Below are 17495 nucleotides of genomic sequence, written 5' to 3'. Positions count from 1 at the left end.
AGGGCAGCATGCGGCATCGCAATCATAAATTTACGCAAGTACTGACTTACGTTTTGTGCTGGATGCTGGCGACTCAGCCTGTCTGGGCAACCATTCAGGTCGATAGCAGCAGCAAGAACAACACCACGATCTCTGCCGCCGCTAACGGCGTGCCTGTGGTGAACATTGCCGCCCCCAATGCCAGTGGTTTATCGCATAACCAGTTCCAGCAATACAACGTCGGCAAAGAAGGGCTGATCCTCAACAACTCAACCGAAAAACTGGCGCAATCCCAGCTGGGCGGCTATTTGCAGGGGAACGCTCAGCTGAACGGGCAGGCCGCCTCTGTCATTCTCAATGAAGTCACCGGGGCCAACCGCAGCCAGTTGAATGGCTATACCGAAGTGTTTGGCCAGCAAGCGAACGTCATAGTCGCCAACCCGTATGGCATTACCTGTAACGGCTGTGGTTTTCTCAATACCCCGCGCGCCACATTAACCACGGGTGTACCTCAGTTTCAGAGCGGCTTGCTGAGCGGCTTTGACATTCGCCAGGGCGATGTCACTGTCACCGGGCAAGGGCTGGATGGCACGCAGCAGGACTATTTCGATATTCTGGCCCGCACGGCAAAAATCAATGCGGACATTCATGCCAACAACCTGTCTGTCGTTACCGGCCCAAACCAAATTGATTATCTGACCAATGACGTCACAGCCACGCATGATGTGAAAGATAAGCCTTTACTGGCAATCGATTCTTCGGCGCTGGGCGGCATGTATGCCGGACGAATTTCGCTGGTGGCGACCGAGCAGGGCGTCGGCGTCAACACGGGCAGGTTGTTCAGTACTGTGGGTGATATTCAGCTCTCAGCTGACGGCCAGATCAGCCTAGGGGATGTCAGCAGTAAGCAGTCACTTACTGTGCAGTCGAATCAGTCGGTGACGACCACAGGCACGCAGCAGGCCGGACAGAACATCGAGTATGTCGCGACCGGTGATCTGCTTCTGAACAGTGAAAACTCAGCCGCTCAGTTTCAGGCAACGGCGGGTGATCAGATTCATCAGAACAGTCTGGTGGCAGCCACAGAAAGTGCGTCGTTCTCGGGGTCTGAAGTGAATTTTCAGGATTCAGAAACCGTCAGCCAAACAATCAGGGTTCAGGCGGATGCCATTCGATTGCAAAACAGCACGTTAATTGCCGGTGTGGCCGCAGACGGCTCAGAGAGTCTCAGCGGACGGGTGGATTTGACAGGCGCTGACGTGAGTTTGAGTGACAGCAGGATACAGGTGTCTGGCGAACTGAGCAGCGTGGCTCAAACCCTCAGCCTGGATGTACCGAGCCAGATTGCAGCAGAGCACGCCAGTCTGGCGGGGATCAGCCAGTTAACCAATGAGGGTCAGATCGCCGTTAAGCATACACTGATAATCGCCAATCCTCAGTCGCTGACACTGCAGGGCGCAGGGACAACCCATGCCGGTACGCTGGAACTGCAGGCGGGAACGATTCAGAACCACAGCCAGCTCATTGCCAATCAGCTGAACGCAGAGGCAGAAACAATCGATAACAGTGGCAAGCTGGTATCGGCTGGCGGGCAAACCTTGCGTGTCACAGGTTTGCTCACTAATCAGGGCGCGATTCAGTCTGCGGGCGAACAATCCATCACAGCCGGCACCTTTAGCCAGCAAAGCACAGGTGTGACGACATCCCAGGCCGAGCAGCAGATTGTGGTCGAGCAGATTGACAATGCCGGGACGCTGGCGGCTGCCGGAGCGCAGCGTCTGAGCGTATCGGGTCAGCTGACAAATACGGGACAGATCCAGGCTGTAGGTGATCAGTTTGTCGATGCAGACTGGTTTGCCCAGAAAGGCAGAGTATCCAGCGACGCCAATAGCCAACTGAACGCAGGCACCTTGATCAACGATGGTGATCTGACATCGCTTGGCGATATGAGTATCAGTGTGGATACCCTGACGCTGAATCAGGCGGCGACGGCAAACGGCGATCTTGATGTCGATGCCACGGGCGATATGGTTCTCAACCACAACCTGAGTGCCGGTGGGGATGCCAGCATTTCTGCCGGAGGCAAGCTTTCTAACAAAGGCAAGCTGGTGGCTCAGGGACAGACGACCGTCAGCGTTGGCGGCACCTTCACCAATCTGGCCACCGGCCTGATTTCAGGTAATACCACTGTACTGAATGCCGGTATGCTGACGAATCAGGGAACGATACAGGCACTGACCAACCTGATGGCGACCCTGACGCAGTTCACCAATCAGGGCGCGACGCTGGGGATGCAGGACACCACCTTAAATGTGGCCGGTAACCTGACCAACACCGGCCTGCTGTATGCCGGTGATCAGGGGTATTTCTATGTCAAAGGCCACCTGATCAATACCGAGGCCGACATTTTAACCAGCGGCAACATGGTGATTGCCGGAGATGCCAGCGGGGCCATGGCAAGCTCGGTGCAGAATATTTCTGGGGTAATTCAGTCCGGTGCTGATCTGGATATGAAAGCTCAAAACATCGTGAATAAGCGGAAAGTACTGGAGATTGAAAAATCCTCAGGCGAAGGGGTACAGCTGGAGCCTCACTACAATCAAGCTGAGTTCACTGTGGCAAATGGTTCTGAGTTTGCACCAACATATAAATGGAAAGAGTCAAAAGGTGGTAGCGGAGCGAATGGTAATAGCAATATTCGGTACACTTTAGTCATTACCGGGGGAACACATCTTGATTTTGTTACTAAAAATGATGTGGTCACGCTTAAAACAGCATCTGCGTCTGCTCAGATGCTCGCTGGAAAGAATTTAACAGTTCTAGGAAATAACTTAGAAAATAATGCCAGTCTAATCAGTGCTGCTAACAATTCATATTTTACAGTAGACTTTCTTAAAAACATTGGATATGCGACTGGTGGTGTAAAAGAGACAGCTGCCTACGATTACGCATATCATCGTAATTTGACTAGTCGGATAGTCAAAGAATTTGTTTTCAAACGCACCAGTCATGATGTGCAAAAGTTCGACCAAGGTTTTATCAATTCCACTATTTCATCCGGTGGTCAAACCGTTCTCAATGTTAAAAACAAGCTGAACAACTCAGAAATTAAATCAAACACAGGTGCCAAGAGTAGCGGTAAGCCATCACAACAGGCGCAACAAGCGGGTGTACAAACTGCTGCGGGCAATCAGCTTGACCTTGCACTGAATACATCAATCAATAATATTCCGTTCCCCGATTTCCGCCTGCCAACCAGCCCGAACGGCCTGTTCGTGTATAACAATGGCCCGGACAGTCAGTATCTGATTGAAACCAATCCGGCGCTGACCCATCTGGATCAGTTTCTGGGATCGGATTACTTCTTCGACAGCATAGGCTTCGATCCGCAAAAGGATCTCAAGGTGCTGGGGGATGCCTTCTATGACACCCGCACCATCACCTCCGCCATTTTTGAACAAACTGGTCAGCGTTACCTCAATGACGATGTCGGCACGGATCTTGACCAGATGCAGCAACTGCTGGACAGTGCAGGCCAGCAGAAAGACAGCCTGAATCTGCAGGCCGGGGTGGCACTGACGCCGGAGCAGGTCGCCGGGCTGACGCAGGATATTGTCTGGTGGGAACCGGTTGAAGTGAACGGCCAGCAGGTGCTGGCACCCAAGCTCTATCTGTCGAAAGTGACGAAGGACAATCTCAGCGGCGGCGCGTTGATCAGCGGCAGCGAGGTCTATGCAGAAGCCGGCAATATCATCAACAGCGGCCAGATGGACAGCAAGGGCAAACTGCATCTGGTTAGTGATGACAATATCAGCAACCTGGGCGGCAGCATGACCGCGGGTGGCGATATTGAGATGGACGCCGTTAATGATATTCAGAATATCAGCGGCCAGATAGCCGGTGAAAATATCGCACTCAGCACAGAAAAGGGCGACATCATCAACCGCACTGAGGTTGAGCGTGTCAGCATCACTCAGAACGGCGCAGTAACCACAGCCGATGATGCCAGCGGTGTGGTATACACCGATACCCGAGTCGGTGAGACGGCCAGCATTAACGGACGCGGTACGATCACCATGAGTGCTGGTGGCTCGATTAAAAACACTGCTGCCAATGTCACTGCCGGTGACGATCTCAGCGTCAAAGCCGAAAAAGACATCATAGTGACCGCCGAAACCCAGCGCGATTACCTCAAAACCCGCGATCAGGAACACCTGGATGTTGCTGTGCTGGGATCCGGTTTATCTTCCGGCGGCAACCTGAGTTTTGATGCCGGAGAAAATATTTCGGTCACCGCATCGGACATGTATGCAGAGGGTGAGCTGGCAATGGTTGCCGGGTGGGACGTTGCGCTCAATACCCTGGTGAATGAAGTCTTCAGCCGTGAGGAAACGCACAACAGTCAGTCGGTCAGTCACACCAGGCAGCATCAGGGGACGCAACTGGCGGCCAATGATGGCGTGTTTATTCAGTCTGGCAACGATATCACGGCAACCGGCAGCCAGATGTCTACGCAAGGTGACGTGGTTGTGCTGGCGAAAGGCGATATCACTTTCCAAGCTGTTAACGACAGCGAATACCTTTACGACCAAACCACGGAGAAGAAATCCTTTGGCCGCAAAGAAACGGCCATTCAGGAATCGCTGACTGAAACTGTGGTCGGTGCCGATGTATCGGCGGGCGGCAAAATCATCGTCAAAGCCCAGAAGTTTGGCAGCGTCCAGACCGCAGGCGGCGACAGCGATATCACTATTGTCGGCTCCAACTTTACCGCGGGCGAGGGCATCGAAGCCTCGGCCGATGGTGATGTGACCGTCACCGCGCAGCAGTACCAGAGCTACAGCCGCAACGAGACCATTAAACAAGGCTTTGGCGGCCTGTCGGGTTCGCACAAATCCGAGGTGGATTCCGCTACCTTGCTGGATGCCAGCGGCATGATGAGCAGCGATAACATCGACATCACCTCAGGCAAGTCGATTACGCTGGTGGCCAGTGATGTCGAGGCAGAGGGCGATATTACTGCCACCGCCGTCGATGAGGTCATTATTGCGGCCGGACAGGAAAGCCGTCAGCACGAAACATTCGAGCAGGAATACGGCGCCTTCAGAGGTGGTGATCTGTTCTCTATGGATTCTGAACGGCAGGGCGAAATCCACAACACTGCTAAAGGCAGCGCCCTGTCGTCCGGCGGCACTGTTAATATCAACGGTGGCAGTGTGACTGTGATCGGCTCTGATGTCAGCGCAGAAGCCGACGCCAATTTCACGGCAGATACTGGCAGTGTCACCGTGCTGGCGGCGGAAGAAAACCATAGCACCTGGTCGTCCACGGAATCCCTGTCGGTTAACGTGGAAGATGCTCTGAAATCAGTGGTGAACCCGTATGAATCGGTGAATTTTGACGGCGGTCAGGCCAAGCTGACACTGGCAAAAGCCGAGTACAGTAAAGCTGACAACAAGACCGATGCTACCACCCATCGCGGTGCGTCCATCATTGGCAAAGGCACGGTTCTGATGGACGCCGCCGAAGACATTGTGATCCAAGGCTCTGATGTGCTGGCCGACGCCGATGATGATGGCAACGGTAACATTGAACTGACCGCGGCGGAAAATGTGCTGATCCGCGAAGTGCTCGACACGGAATCGACCACCTCTTCCAGCATGCAGGGTGAAGCCGAGCTGAGCCTGGTGGTGCAGCATCAGGCCGTGGAAACGGGCAAAGCGGCGATCGCACTGAAAGAGTCTGCAGACAAGCTCAAACAGGCAGAAAAAGATTACCGTCAGTACCAGAAACAAGTCGACAGCCTTGAGCAGACGCTGTCTGAGCTGGAACAGGCACTGGCGAACCATGAACCGGGTGTGAATGCGGCGGATATTGCCGAGCTGCAAGGCATTATCAGTGATGTCAAAAGCGATGAGGCGTTCTATCTTGCCAGCATTACATTGGCGACAGTGGATGTGGCGTCGAAAACCACCTTGCTGATGAAGCAGGGAGCCGCCGCGGCGCAAAGCACCAGTACACTTGGGATCGATGCGGGTCTTCATCTTGACATGTCAGTCACCCAGACCGACAGCAAGAGCAGCAGCTCAACCGCACGCGGGTCGTCGCTCGCGGGTCAGAATATTGTAGTGAAGTCCGGGACCCAGACCGATCAGCAGATACTGGTGCAGGGCAGCTCGCTCACCGCCAAAGAGGGCGTGACGCTGGATGGCGGTACGGTCAGTGTATTGGCCGCTGAGCAAACACAGCAGAGCCAGTCTCAGACGGAAAGCGGGACCATCAGCGCGTCGATGACGGTGCACGGCAGCAGCACCGGCGGCAGTCTCAACGCCAGCCTGAATCAGTCGGAGCAGCGCAGCCAGTCGACCACGTATGTGAACAGCGGGGTGTCGGGGAGTCACATCACCATTAATTCCCGTGGTGATACCCATATTCAAGGTGCCAATGTCGATGCTGCTGAGTCGCTGAGCCTGGATATTGGCGGTGATCTCAGTGTGGCTTCGGTGCAGGATCGCCACAGCTCAAGCCATCAGGGGGCCGGTATCAGCGGCGGTGTCAGCCTGAGCGGCCAGGGAGAGACCACCGGCAGTAATGGCGGCCTGAACGCCAGTAGCGGCCGTGTTATCAGCTCGGAAACCCAGCTCACCACCCTCACCTCGGGCGGCACGGCGGATATCAAGGTCGCGGGTAACACCGATATCACCGGCGCGCTCATTGCCACTGTCGATGGAAACGGCAACGACCTCAACAACCTGACGCTCAACACCGGCAGCCTGAGTTACAGCGATCTCAACAACACCGACTACCGTCAGGATCAGTCGGCAGGCCTCACCACCAGTGTCGGCGTGCAGCAAGGGGGAATCGATTCCACCTACAACAGCAGCAACCTGCAGTACACCAACACCTCGTCCTACAGCAAAGACAAGACCCTCGCAACCTTGGGGCAGGGCGAGATCACCCTGAGCGATGACAGCGACCTCATGGCGCTGAACCGCGATACCAGCACTACCAGCCGCGACCTGTTCGAAGTCGACCGCCAGCAGGGCAATGTAGATGTCACCCTCGACCACCGCCTGCTGACGGAAGAAGGCCGCAATAACATTGCCGAGGATGTGAAGCGGAATGAGCTTGGCTTGTCCTCGCTTGCTGATGTGGTCACCAAAGATTCCGTCTCTGTCGGTGATACTTTTGAGCATGTTGATAACGTTCAGAAAAACCTGGATGTTCAGAAGCTGGTTGCATCGCAGGCAGAGGGCAAGTTTGCGGTCATATTAAATAATCTGGATACAGCAACAGCTTCAGAAAAGCAGGCTGCAATTAACGCGTATGCCGCCGCCTATGCCGAAGTGTATGGCGTCAATATTGATTCGGCATTGGTTGTCGCGGTTACCAAGATGACGCACGGGGCACATTACATGAATGGTAATGGTGCCAGCAAAATCGTTATCAATGACGAAACCATGAAGAATGCGAAGGACTACATGACAACGTTAGGTCATGAAGTCACGCATGGTCAGGTTGCGCAGGGCGGATTAGACAGCCGGGACAATAAAACGCTGAATGAAGAATATGCCAGCCTGATGGGCGGATATTCAGCGGACAACTACGCCTTTGTATTGGAAAACAGCGGGCTGGGAACGGTTAGAGAAGGGGATATCAACCGCCATTATGGGAATCAGTCAGCGCTCATCAGTCGTAACAGTTCCAACTATCTGGCGGACGAAGCGCTATTGCCCGCAGGCAGTATCGAGTACTACCTGAATCAGGAAGAAGTGCAGAATAAACTGTCTCTGCTTGCCAGTTGTAACCAGCAAGGGGCAGGCTCTGCGACCTGTGAGCAGCTGAATCAGACCAATCAGCTTGACCACATGCGGGATGCAGAGCTTCAGGCGGCTTGCCAGGACATGAGCAGCCCTGGTTGCCGGGCACAGATAGCGAAGGCACAGGCCGCGCTGGATTCGTTTGATGAAGGGGCCTCACCCTGGGACGACACTCGCCTTGGGCAGGAGCAGGAAAGCATCCGTACCGTGCTGAATGATCCGTCCGGTGAGGCGCGCCAGAATCAACAGGCACAACTGAACGCGTTGTTCGACGGTTTAATGGAATTCACCCCGGGGGCCGGGGATGTGAAGGGTTTTGTTGACGCGGAAAGCGGCATTGACTATCTGGTCGCGGGCCTTGGACTGATACCGGTAGCCGGTGATCTGCTGAAGAAAGCCAAAGAAGCGTTCAGCGCCGGTCGGGTCGAAGAAGCCAAAACTTTACTGGGTAAAGCGCAGGAGCACCTGCAGCATATGGATGCGGACTTTGACCTGCCAGATTTGGCTCTGCCGGCCCCCGCCCCCCATCTGGATAAAGCCCCGTCTACGGATTTGGATGTGTCGGGGACACGTTTGGGAAGTTCGGGATCACCGGAAATGGACATCTCGCTGACGAAGCAGGATGTCGAGGGACATGCTGGTGATGTTGGGGGGAACGATGTTAGTCTTCAGCGTGGTACAACAGGCGACTGGAATAAGTTAGCAAATAATCCTGAGCCGAATACACGCTATGAATTTGAAAATGGTTATAGTTATAAGACAGACGCAAATGGTCGAGTTAAAGAGGTTGAGGCTGAACTACATCTTGAGCCGTGGGACAGGAATAACTATCAGCAAAAAGTGTCTGGTCGTGATTGTAGAGAAACGAGTGACTGTGGAGGTCACTTGATTGCATCAATGTTTGGTGGACCTGGTGAAGGCATTAACTTAGTGCCAATGGATGCTAAACTTAATGGCTCTGGCGGAGAGTGGTATAGGCTTGAAACACAGTGGAGAAACGTGCTTGATAATGGAGGAACAGTAAAGGTTAATATTGAACCTAAATACTCAAGTAATAGTAAGCGGCCAGAAAGTTTTAAAGTAAACTATTCCATCGATGGAGTAGTTCAGATTCCGATGGATTTAAAAAATACACCAACAGGTAATTAATGAAATGAATGAAGATCAAGTAATATATAACGAAATTGGAAAAGCATTATGGAGTATAATGCCTCTTCATGCATCAGTAATATACTGCCTAGGTAGGGTTTACCCTGAGACACGTCAGGTTGGCCCTGAGTGGATTGATAAGCAAGGTAAGGTGAATCGATTTAACGTTGATGAACACCCAATTGAGATATGCGATAAAATAAGTAATTTGGCTATTAGTCTTCAAAAACTTCCTCCTTACAAGAGAGAGCCTTGGACACATTTTAAATTCATGTTATTTCCGGAAGGTAAGTTTAAAATGGAATTTTCATATATTCCTCAGGATGACTCTTGGCCTGGAGTTTTTATGAGAAGGGTGAGTGACCTAACTTTAGAGGAAGCAAAGAATTATTATATTCCCGAAGGTGAGTGGAAAAAATGTATTGAAAAGTATAAAGAAATATGAAGTGTTACTAATACAAATATAAGGATAAAAAATTCCGAGGGTGTTCATAATTCTGTGTCAGCGTAAGTCACAGATCCATATATTGAGCGACCCGGTTCGGGAAGTGGAGGCTCAACTGGGATAGCGTCAGATTCCAGTTCTGTACCGGATGCGTCCACTTCTCGGAAGCCTTCAGCATCCCCGCATCCCTCACAACCTAAACCCAGCTCACCACGCTCACCTCCGGCGGCAAGGCCGAGATCAAAGTCGCGGGCAACACTGACATCACCGGCGCGCTCATTGCCACTGTCGATGGAAACGGCAACGACCTCGGTAATCTGGCACTGACTACCGGCAGCCTGACTTTCCGCGATCTGAACAACACCGACTACCGTCAGGATCAGTCGGCAGGCCTCACCACCAGTGTCGGCGTGCAGCAAGGGGGAATCGATTCCACCTACAACAGCAGCAACCTGCAGTACACCAACACCTCGTCCTACAGCAAAGACAAGACCCTCGCAACCTTGGGGCAGGGCGAGATCACCCTGAGCGATGACAGCGATATCACGGCGCTGAACCGCGATACTAACAGCACCACTCGCGACCTGTTTGAGGTCGACCGCCAACAGGGCAATGTGGATGTCACCCTCGATCACCGCCTGCTGACGGAAGAAGGGTGGAATAATATTGCCGAGGATGTGGAAACCGTTAATGAAGCGATAGGCAGTGTTGCAACAACCATCGGCATGCGGCAGGTTGCTCAGTTTTTATACGATATTGATGATCAGCAAGTTTCAGCGTTGATGCAGGACAATGCCGAGAAAACTTTAGACGCATTAATCGCACAAGGTGTTGACCCTAAAGTTGCGAAAGCCCTTCTGACGAACCCTGAATTTTATAACACTGTGGGTTCGATATTAACGAATGGAGAGTTAGTCGAAACGGGTGAAGGCTTAGGCGGTAACAGTGGCTTGCATAGCCAAACGGATGAGGATTTAGAACTTTTAGTTACCTTAGAGCGTACATCATTCCAAAAAGTACTGTTAGGTTTTGATGAAGCTCAGGACTTTGTCGCGGACTTACCCGCAGAGCAAGCAGAAGCAGCGATGCTGGCGATGAGTCTGCTGACGGGCGGGGTCGTGAAGACAGTGATTGATATCGCAAAAGATGCCGTTGTCGACACTGCCATTGGGGATGAAATCCGAGAGTTTCAGCATGATGTAGCCAAGGAAATTGCTTCATCTGCTAATCATCTAGATACAAAGTCACATGAATTTTTGCTGGATTATGAGAAGGGAGAAGGCTTTTCAACATCGTTACAAGAAGGTGCAGAGTTTGGTCTTGCCGTGGTGGGGATTGGCGTTGGACTGGGTGTTGCAGGGAAAACGGGACTTGGAGATAACGACAAACCAGATTTGGTGCATTCTGGTAAGCAGGAGGTTGATGGTCAGGGGGGTACAGGAGCACATACAGATGGTAAGATGCCGGATGTTGTAGGTTCTGCAAGTGGCTTCTATGATCCTTTTGTTTGGCGTCAAAACTATGTGGATTTCTATAGCGGGAATGTAACTTCAACCACTGTGCCTCCATATAGTGCTAAAAATGTCCAAATGGTGGGTCAACGACACCCTGTGACTGGTGTTGTTTTCGACCAGCGAGGGTATCCGATTTTTGACAATGACACAGTTTATGATACTCGCTTCAAGGCCTCTGATTTTGGTAGTGCTAGTTATCAAGCACAGATGAGAATGGCGACAAGAGACTTGCGTGAGATTATCGAAGTGAATCTACAGCTACGATCTCAGTTTAATGCATCTCAATTGCAGGCGATTCAGTCGGGTAATGCAAAAATACCGGGCTACACTTGGCACCACCATCAAGATACTGGTCGAATGCAGTTTGTAGACGAGAGTGTTCACAGAAGTACTGGCCATATTGGTGGTGAGGCGATGATTGGAGGTCAGTAAGAATGGCAGGTTTGCGTCTAACAAAGGATAACTGCGAGGATATTGGTTTTGTTAAATCTTGTTTGTTTGCAGGTATTGTCAGTTTTGATGAGTTTAAGCAATGGCTTTTTTGGGCAGTTGAAAATGAAGAAGAGGTCCCCAATTATTTTTGGGATCTTATTGAACTCAAAGAGAAGGTTGACTTCAAACCACTGAAAATTATGGGGTTTACTCCGTATTGGTTACATAGTAGTGATGAGGGTGATGCACTTGATGGTCTTGGTTTCAAACGTAATCCAGATTTTACCAGTGATGCTATATCACGAACCGACGCGTTGAGAAAATTGGCAAAAAACCCTCACATAGAAAAGCGTTTTCGTGAAACATTTCCTTTCATTGAGTTCTGAGAATTAAATAAGGACAGACATTTAGCGGCGGTTTCCTAACCGCCAATCCAACACATACCTCAGGAATACCTAACTCCAGCTCACCACGCTCACCTCGGGCGGCAAGGCCGAGATCAAAGTCGCGGGTAACACCGATATCACCGGCGCGCTCATTGCCACTGTCGATGAAAACGGCAACGACCTCAACAACCTGACGCTCAACACCGGCAGCCTGAGCTACAGTGATCTCAACAACACCGACTACCGTCAGGATCAGTCGGCAGGCATTACCACCAGTGTTGGCGTGCAGCAAGGGGGGATCGATTCCACCTACAACAGCAGCAACCTGCAGTACACCAACACCTCGTCCTACAGCAAAGACAGGACCCTCGCAACCTTGGGGCAGGGCGAAATCACCCTGAGCGATGACAGCGACCTCACGGCGCTGAACCGCGATACCAGTACTACCAGCCGGGATCTGTTCGAAGTCGACCGCCAGCAGGGCAACGTAGATGTCACCCTCGACCACCGCCTGCTGACGGAAGAAGGCCGCAATAACATTGCCGAGGATGTGGAAACCGTTCATGAAGCGATAGGCAGTGTTGCAAATACCATTGGCATGCGGCAGGTTGCTCGGTTTTTATACGATATAGACGATCAGCAAATTTCAGCGTTGATGCAGGACAATGCCGAGAAAACCTTAGACGCATTAATCGCACAAGGTATTGACCCTAAAGTGGCGAAAGCCCTTCTGACGAACCCTGAATTTTATAACACTGTGGGTTCGATATTAACGAATGGAAAGTTAGTCGAAACGGGTGAAGGTTTAGGCGGTAACAGTGAGCAACATAGTCAAACAGGTGAGGAGTTAAATCTTTTAGTTACCTTAGAGCGTACGTCATTCCAAAAAGTACTGTTAGGTTTTGACGAAGCTCAGGACTTTGTCGCGGACTTGCCCGCAGAGCAAGCAGAAGCAGCGATGCTGGCGATGAGTCTGCTGACGGGCGGGGTCGTGAAGACAGTGATTGATATCGCAAAAGATGCCGTTGTCGACACTGCCATTGGGGATGAAATCCGAGAGTTTCAGCATGATGTAGCCAAGGAAATTGCTTCATCTGCTAACCATCTAGACACAAAGTCACATGAATTTCTGCTGGATTATGAGAAGGGAGAAGGCTTTTCAACGTCGTTACAAGAAGGTGCAGAGTTCGGTCTTGCCGTAGTGGGGATTGGCGTTGGACTGGGTGTTGCAGGGAAAACGGGACTTGGAGATAACGACAAACCAGATTTGGTGCATTCTGGAAAACAGGAAGTTGATGGTCAGGGTGGCGTTGTAAGAGGGCAATTAGGTACTGACTTTGAATTTGGATCACTTCCATACGGAACAACGATTACCAATAAAATTGAGTTCGATTCATATGTAATTGATAATGATGTTGTTTTCAAGGATGGATGGGATTCAACTCGTGTATATGACGAAATACTATTAAAGCCGAATGGCTCAAGGCCTGAACCATCTAGTTATTTAAGCCAACAACAGATTGACGCACATCTTTCGAAATTTAATGAGGGTGCAGTAAGATTTACATCCCGAAGCGCGACGAAAAAATATGGTTCTTTGGGGCCTGATGGTGGTTTTGTACTGCCAAAATCTGAATTTGATAGGGTGCTATCTGAGTCTAAAGGTGATCTGAGAATTGTAGAGAAAAAACTCGGCTTAGATATGGGTTACCTTGGTGATAGCGATACAATGGCTGTATTTATTAAACCGGAAGAGATGAAAAACATTCGTATGCCATCAGGGAATGAAGGTGGGGCTAACGGTCAATGGGTTCCTGGCGGCTATACTAGTGGTGGTGTTCCAGAAGCAGTTATGGATTTTTCCCATAAGCCACCTGTTGAAGAAATTAATTTGAAATAATAAGGAAGCTTAATATGAGTAAGTTCTATGATATGAGGCCATTTGAGTATCCACCTTCACCTACATCTAGTGATGACGAATATTTTGGATCGGGATGGAGTGTAAGAAAACAAGGCGATAAGTTTTATTTTAGTTACATATCTGGCCAGCTTCAGGGGCATAGCGATGAAGTAGAAATATCAGAAGATGATTTCTACTGCATTAAGTGTAGCAGTATGAGCTTTGATGAGATTTGTCGAAAGTTAGGTGTGCACTGAGTGTTAGAGGCTGTGAGGGTGTTCATAGTTCTGTGTCAGCATAAGTCACAGATCCACATATTGATCGACCCTGTTCGGGAAGTGGATACTCAACTGGGATAACGTCAGATTCCAGTTCTGTACCGGGTGCGTCCACTTCTCGGAAACCTTCAACATCCCTGCATCCCTCAAAACCTAAACCCAGCTCACCACCCTCACCTCGGGCGGCACGGCGGATATCAAGGTTGCGGGCAACACCGATATTACCGGCGCGCTCATTGCTACTGTCGATGAGGAGGGTAACGATCTCGGCAACCTGACGCTCAATACCGGCAGTCTGAGCTACAGCGATCTCAACAACACCAACTACCGTCAGCACCAGTCGGCAGGCATCACCACCAGTGTCGGTGTGCAGCAAGGGGGTATCGATTCCACCTACAACAGCAGCAACCTGCAGTACACCAACACCTCGTCCTACAGCAAAGACAAGACCCTCGCAACCTTGGGGCAGGGCGAGATCACCCTGAGCGATGACAGCGACCTCACGGCGCTGAACCGCGATACCAGCACTACCAGCCGCGACCTGTTCGAAGTCGACCGCCAGCAGGGCAATGTAGATGTCACCCTCGACCACCGCCTGCTGACGGAAGAAGGCCGCAATAATATTGCCGAGGATGTGAAGCGGAATGGCATCTTCGTCGATGCTGTCATGGATGTGGCACAGAAAGAAAGCATCGGCCTGCTGGGTGATGCAGAAAACGGTGTAGAGAATTTCTTTGCTCATCAGGACAACAAACAGAAATTCTTCACCGCCACCAGAGACTTTGTCACCGGGCCAGAGAATGCGGCACTGGTCGCTGTGCTTAACGACAGCCACGCCACCCCGGAGCAAAAGCAGGCAGCCTACGGTGCGTTGTCGGGATACATCTCAGATGAACTGGGCATTACTCCGGCAGAAGCCCTGCTGGCCGTGGTTGAAACCTATGGTGATCAAGTCACCAAAGGGGCGTATGCCAACGGCACCCTGTACATCAACGACAGTGAACACTCTCGCCTTGAAGATGCGGTCAACACAGTCGGTCATGAAACCCAGCACCATATAGACGCGCAGCGCGGGCATCAGGGTGACGGTGAGACTTATGAGCAGAACCGTGAGCAGTATGCCGAAGTGATGGGGGAAGCGACAGAAGATTACCTGAGCTTCAACTACAGCAATGCCGGTCATGGCGAATTTGGCGGCTGGAATACCCAGAACGGTACCCAGGGCAGCGAGCTGATTGCGCAAAACCAAAGCCGTTTTGACCACGACAGGCAAAGCGGGCAGATGGATTTCCGCTTGCCGAATGAAAAAGAGCAGCATGCCCTGAACAAACTGGCCGGGGATGACCCGGCGAAACAACGGGAACTGCTGAGCGCCGCCTGCGCGATGATCAAGTGTTCGGCAGAGTTCGCTTATGGGAGTGATGAGCGGGCTTACTATCAGGCACTGGAAGCGGAAGGAGCCCAGAACACCTATGCCCAAACGGTTCTGAAAAACTATCACGAGAGCTATGTGCAGCAGGGAAACAGTTACCCGGTTGCAGAGACGGTGGTGATTAAAGACCAGTTTGGGCATGGTGCTGCCGACCGGATAAGCGATGCAGAAACGCTGGCGATGAACAATTATATCGCGTCAATCGCGGAAAACCTGAATCTGTCTGAAGCACAGGCCGCAACGCTGGTCGCCTCACTGGGTCTAGTTGTGGGAGTGTCGTCAGGAAAAATCAACGTAGGCAAGTTGAAGTGGCCCGGCAAGCCGGGGACAAAACCACAGACAGAGACTCATGTTCAGGGTAGTGCCGGGGCGCTGGATGATGGTAGAGTGGTGGGTGAGGGTGCTGTAACAAATAGTGCAGACAAATGGAGTAGAGATCCAAAAAGTGTTCAAGATCAAATGGCATTGGAAGCAGCTAAGGAAGGTCAAGGTTATGTCATCATCAAGAGCTTGAATGATCCGAAATACAAAGGAATGGAGAAGATGGAGTTGAGAGTCAAATCCGTGAATGGTAATGATTCAGTTGTTCACTATGTACGTGATCCAAACACCGAACATTTAATGGATTTCAAATTTAAAAAGCACAGTACTGATGGTTTGAATAATATTGAAAGAGTTTCTGACCCTAGGAAGGGTACTTACTAATTTGAAGAAGTGACTATGAAAGTTGTATGCAAAGTAAATAATTTGAACTCGTTTTCTGATGAAAACGTATTGAAGCGTTTAAATAAGTATATCTCTATGCCTGAAGGAGAAGTAGAACTTGATATAGGAAAAGAGTATACGGTTTATGGCGTGATATTTTGGGATAACAGTCCCTGGTATTATATCTGCGTTGAGGAGTATGATGAATATCCTAAACCGTTTGCTGCTGAGTTTTTTAACGTATCAGATGATCGTTTATCGTCGTATTGGGAACTATCAGCAGTAGAGCAGGAAGAAAGGGAAGTATTATCATCACTTGTATTTAAAGAATGGGCTAAAGATCCCTTCTTTTATGAGCGTCTTATCGAAGGGGATTCAGAAGCTTCTGTATTGTTTAACAATTACCGTCAGTTGATAGATCAAGAATAAAAAAACTCTGTAAAGGTTGGTTCAAAGTTTTGTGTCTTTTCCTACACCTCCTAAAAAGAGGGTGTTCATAGTTCTGGAGGGTGTTCATAGTTCTGTGTCAGCGTAAGTCACAGATCCACCCATTGATCGATTCTGTTCGGGAAGTGGAGACTCAACTGGGATAACGTCAGATTCCAGTTCTGTACCGGGTGCGTCCACTTCTCGGAAGCCTTCAGCATCCCCGCATCCCTCACAACCTAAACCCAGCTCACCACGCTCACCTCCGGCGGCAAGGCCGAGATCAAAGTCGCGGGCAACACCGACATCACCGGCGCACTCATCGCCACTGTCGATGAAAACGGCAACGACCTCAACAACCTGACGCTCAACACCGGCAGCCTGAGCTACAGTGATCTCAACAACACCGACTACCGTCAGGATCAGTCGGCAGGCATTACCACCAGTGTTGGCGTGCAGCAAGGGGGGATCGATTTGTAGTGGCATAGTTAATTTGGCCACCTGATTAGAGGTGATATCATCACCTCAGAAGTTAACAGGTGACACAATGACAAAACCTAGCAGAAGAACATTTAGCCCCGAGTTTAAACTTGAAGCCGCGCAGTTGATTCTTGGCCAGGGCTACTCGGTAGCTGAAGCAGCCAAGGCAATGAATGTCGGTAAATCCACCATGGATAAGTGGGTTCGCCAACTCAAAGAAGAGCGGCAAGGCGTTTCACCTAAAGCTTCTCCGATGACGCCAGAACAAATCGAGATCCGTGAGTTAAAGAAGAAATTGGCTCGCCTCGAAGAACATAATGAAATATTAAAAAAGGCTACAGCTCTCTTGATGTCCGACTCGCTGAACAATTCTCGCTAGTCGAGAAACTCAAGCAGAGCCACAGTGTTTCTACACTTTGTGATGTATTCAGCATCCATCGAAGCAGTTACAAATATTGGTCTGGCCGCCCCAAGGCGATTAATTCTGATTTCGTCGAGTTATGTAGCGAAGTTAAAGCCGCGTACCGCATCAGTAATGGCTCTGCGGGA

12 protein-coding genes and 1 pseudogene are annotated in these 17495 nt (G+C 50.7%); 9 read left to right on the top strand and 4 right to left on the bottom strand.

The window, feature by feature from the left end:
* Window positions 1–8: 8 nt before the first annotated feature.
* A complete protein-coding gene (locus IFO68_RS12165; protein ID WP_192016121.1) occupies window positions 9–8948 on the top strand; it encodes a two-partner secretion domain-containing protein in 8940 nt (2979 codons plus the stop codon).
* Between the two features lie 4 nt (window positions 8949–8952).
* On the top strand, window positions 8953–9393 hold the full coding sequence (locus IFO68_RS12160; protein WP_192016120.1) for an immunity protein YezG family protein: 441 nt from the start codon (window positions 8953–8955) through the stop codon (window positions 9391–9393).
* Window positions 9394–9437: 44 nt separating this feature from the next.
* On the opposite strand, the gene IFO68_RS12155 is transcribed toward IFO68_RS12160, so the two are convergent.
* Window positions 9438–10028: a hypothetical protein gene (locus IFO68_RS12155; RefSeq protein ID WP_192016312.1), complete on the bottom strand. Its 591-nt coding sequence runs from the start codon at window positions 10026–10028 to the stop codon at window positions 9438–9440.
* On the opposite strand from IFO68_RS12155, the gene IFO68_RS22065 reads away from it, so the two are divergent.
* Together IFO68_RS22065 and IFO68_RS12145 are read left to right on the top strand one after the other, a co-directional pair.
* Entirely contained in the window at window positions 10008–11339 is a 1332-nt protein-coding gene (locus tag IFO68_RS22065) for an HNH endonuclease (RefSeq protein ID WP_336510275.1), read from the top strand. The genes IFO68_RS12155 and IFO68_RS22065 overlap by 21 nt on opposite strands.
* Before the next feature lie 2 nt (window positions 11340–11341).
* Window positions 11342–11725 carry a hypothetical protein gene (locus IFO68_RS12145; RefSeq protein WP_192016119.1) on the top strand — a complete coding sequence of 128 codons (384 nt, stop codon included), beginning with the start codon at window positions 11342–11344 and terminating at the stop codon, window positions 11723–11725.
* Here IFO68_RS12145 and IFO68_RS12140 read toward each other — a convergent pair.
* Entirely contained in the window at window positions 11712–12290 is a 579-nt protein-coding gene (locus tag IFO68_RS12140; protein WP_192016118.1) for a hypothetical protein, read from the bottom strand. The genes IFO68_RS12145 and IFO68_RS12140 overlap by 14 nt on opposite strands.
* Here IFO68_RS12140 and IFO68_RS12135 point away from each other — a divergent pair.
* Window positions 12276–13625, top strand: a complete 1350-nt coding sequence (locus IFO68_RS12135) for a hypothetical protein (protein ID WP_192016117.1) — start codon at window positions 12276–12278, stop codon at window positions 13623–13625. The genes IFO68_RS12140 and IFO68_RS12135 overlap by 15 nt on opposite strands.
* Window positions 13626–13639: 14 nt before the next feature.
* A complete protein-coding gene (locus tag IFO68_RS12130; RefSeq protein ID WP_161457005.1) occupies window positions 13640–13882 on the top strand; it encodes a hypothetical protein in 243 nt (80 codons plus the stop codon).
* A gap of 22 nt (window positions 13883–13904) precedes the next feature.
* Here IFO68_RS12130 and IFO68_RS12125 read toward each other — a convergent pair whose 3' ends face one another.
* A complete protein-coding gene (locus IFO68_RS12125) occupies window positions 13905–14279 on the bottom strand; it encodes a hypothetical protein (RefSeq protein ID WP_192016311.1) in 375 nt (124 codons plus the stop codon).
* Between IFO68_RS12125 and IFO68_RS21860 the strand changes: the two genes are divergently transcribed.
* Entirely contained in the window at window positions 14271–16040 is a 1770-nt protein-coding gene (locus IFO68_RS21860) for a hypothetical protein (protein WP_225445202.1), read from the top strand. The two genes, IFO68_RS12125 and IFO68_RS21860, sit on opposite strands and share 9 nt — an antisense overlap.
* Window positions 16041–16055: 15 nt before the next feature.
* Window positions 16056–16469, top strand: coding sequence for a hypothetical protein (locus IFO68_RS12115; protein ID WP_192016116.1), 414 nt, complete (start codon window positions 16056–16058; stop codon window positions 16467–16469).
* Between the two features lie 84 nt (window positions 16470–16553).
* Here IFO68_RS12115 and IFO68_RS12110 read toward each other — a convergent pair whose 3' ends face one another.
* Window positions 16554–16952, bottom strand: coding sequence for a hypothetical protein (locus IFO68_RS12110; protein WP_192016310.1), 399 nt, complete (start codon window positions 16950–16952; stop codon window positions 16554–16556).
* Between the two features lie 61 nt (window positions 16953–17013).
* Between IFO68_RS12110 and IFO68_RS12105 the strand changes: the two are divergent.
* Window positions 17014–17495, top strand: a pseudogene (locus tag IFO68_RS12105) (transposase); the annotation flags it as partial.

Origin of the sequence: Photobacterium arenosum (assembly GCF_014841115.1) — a bacterium.
GTDB classification, from domain to species: Bacteria; Pseudomonadota; Gammaproteobacteria; order Enterobacterales; family Vibrionaceae; genus Photobacterium; species Photobacterium arenosum.
The sequence above is the reverse complement of the archived record's forward strand: the minus strand, read 5'-3'. Positions and strand labels throughout refer to the sequence as shown.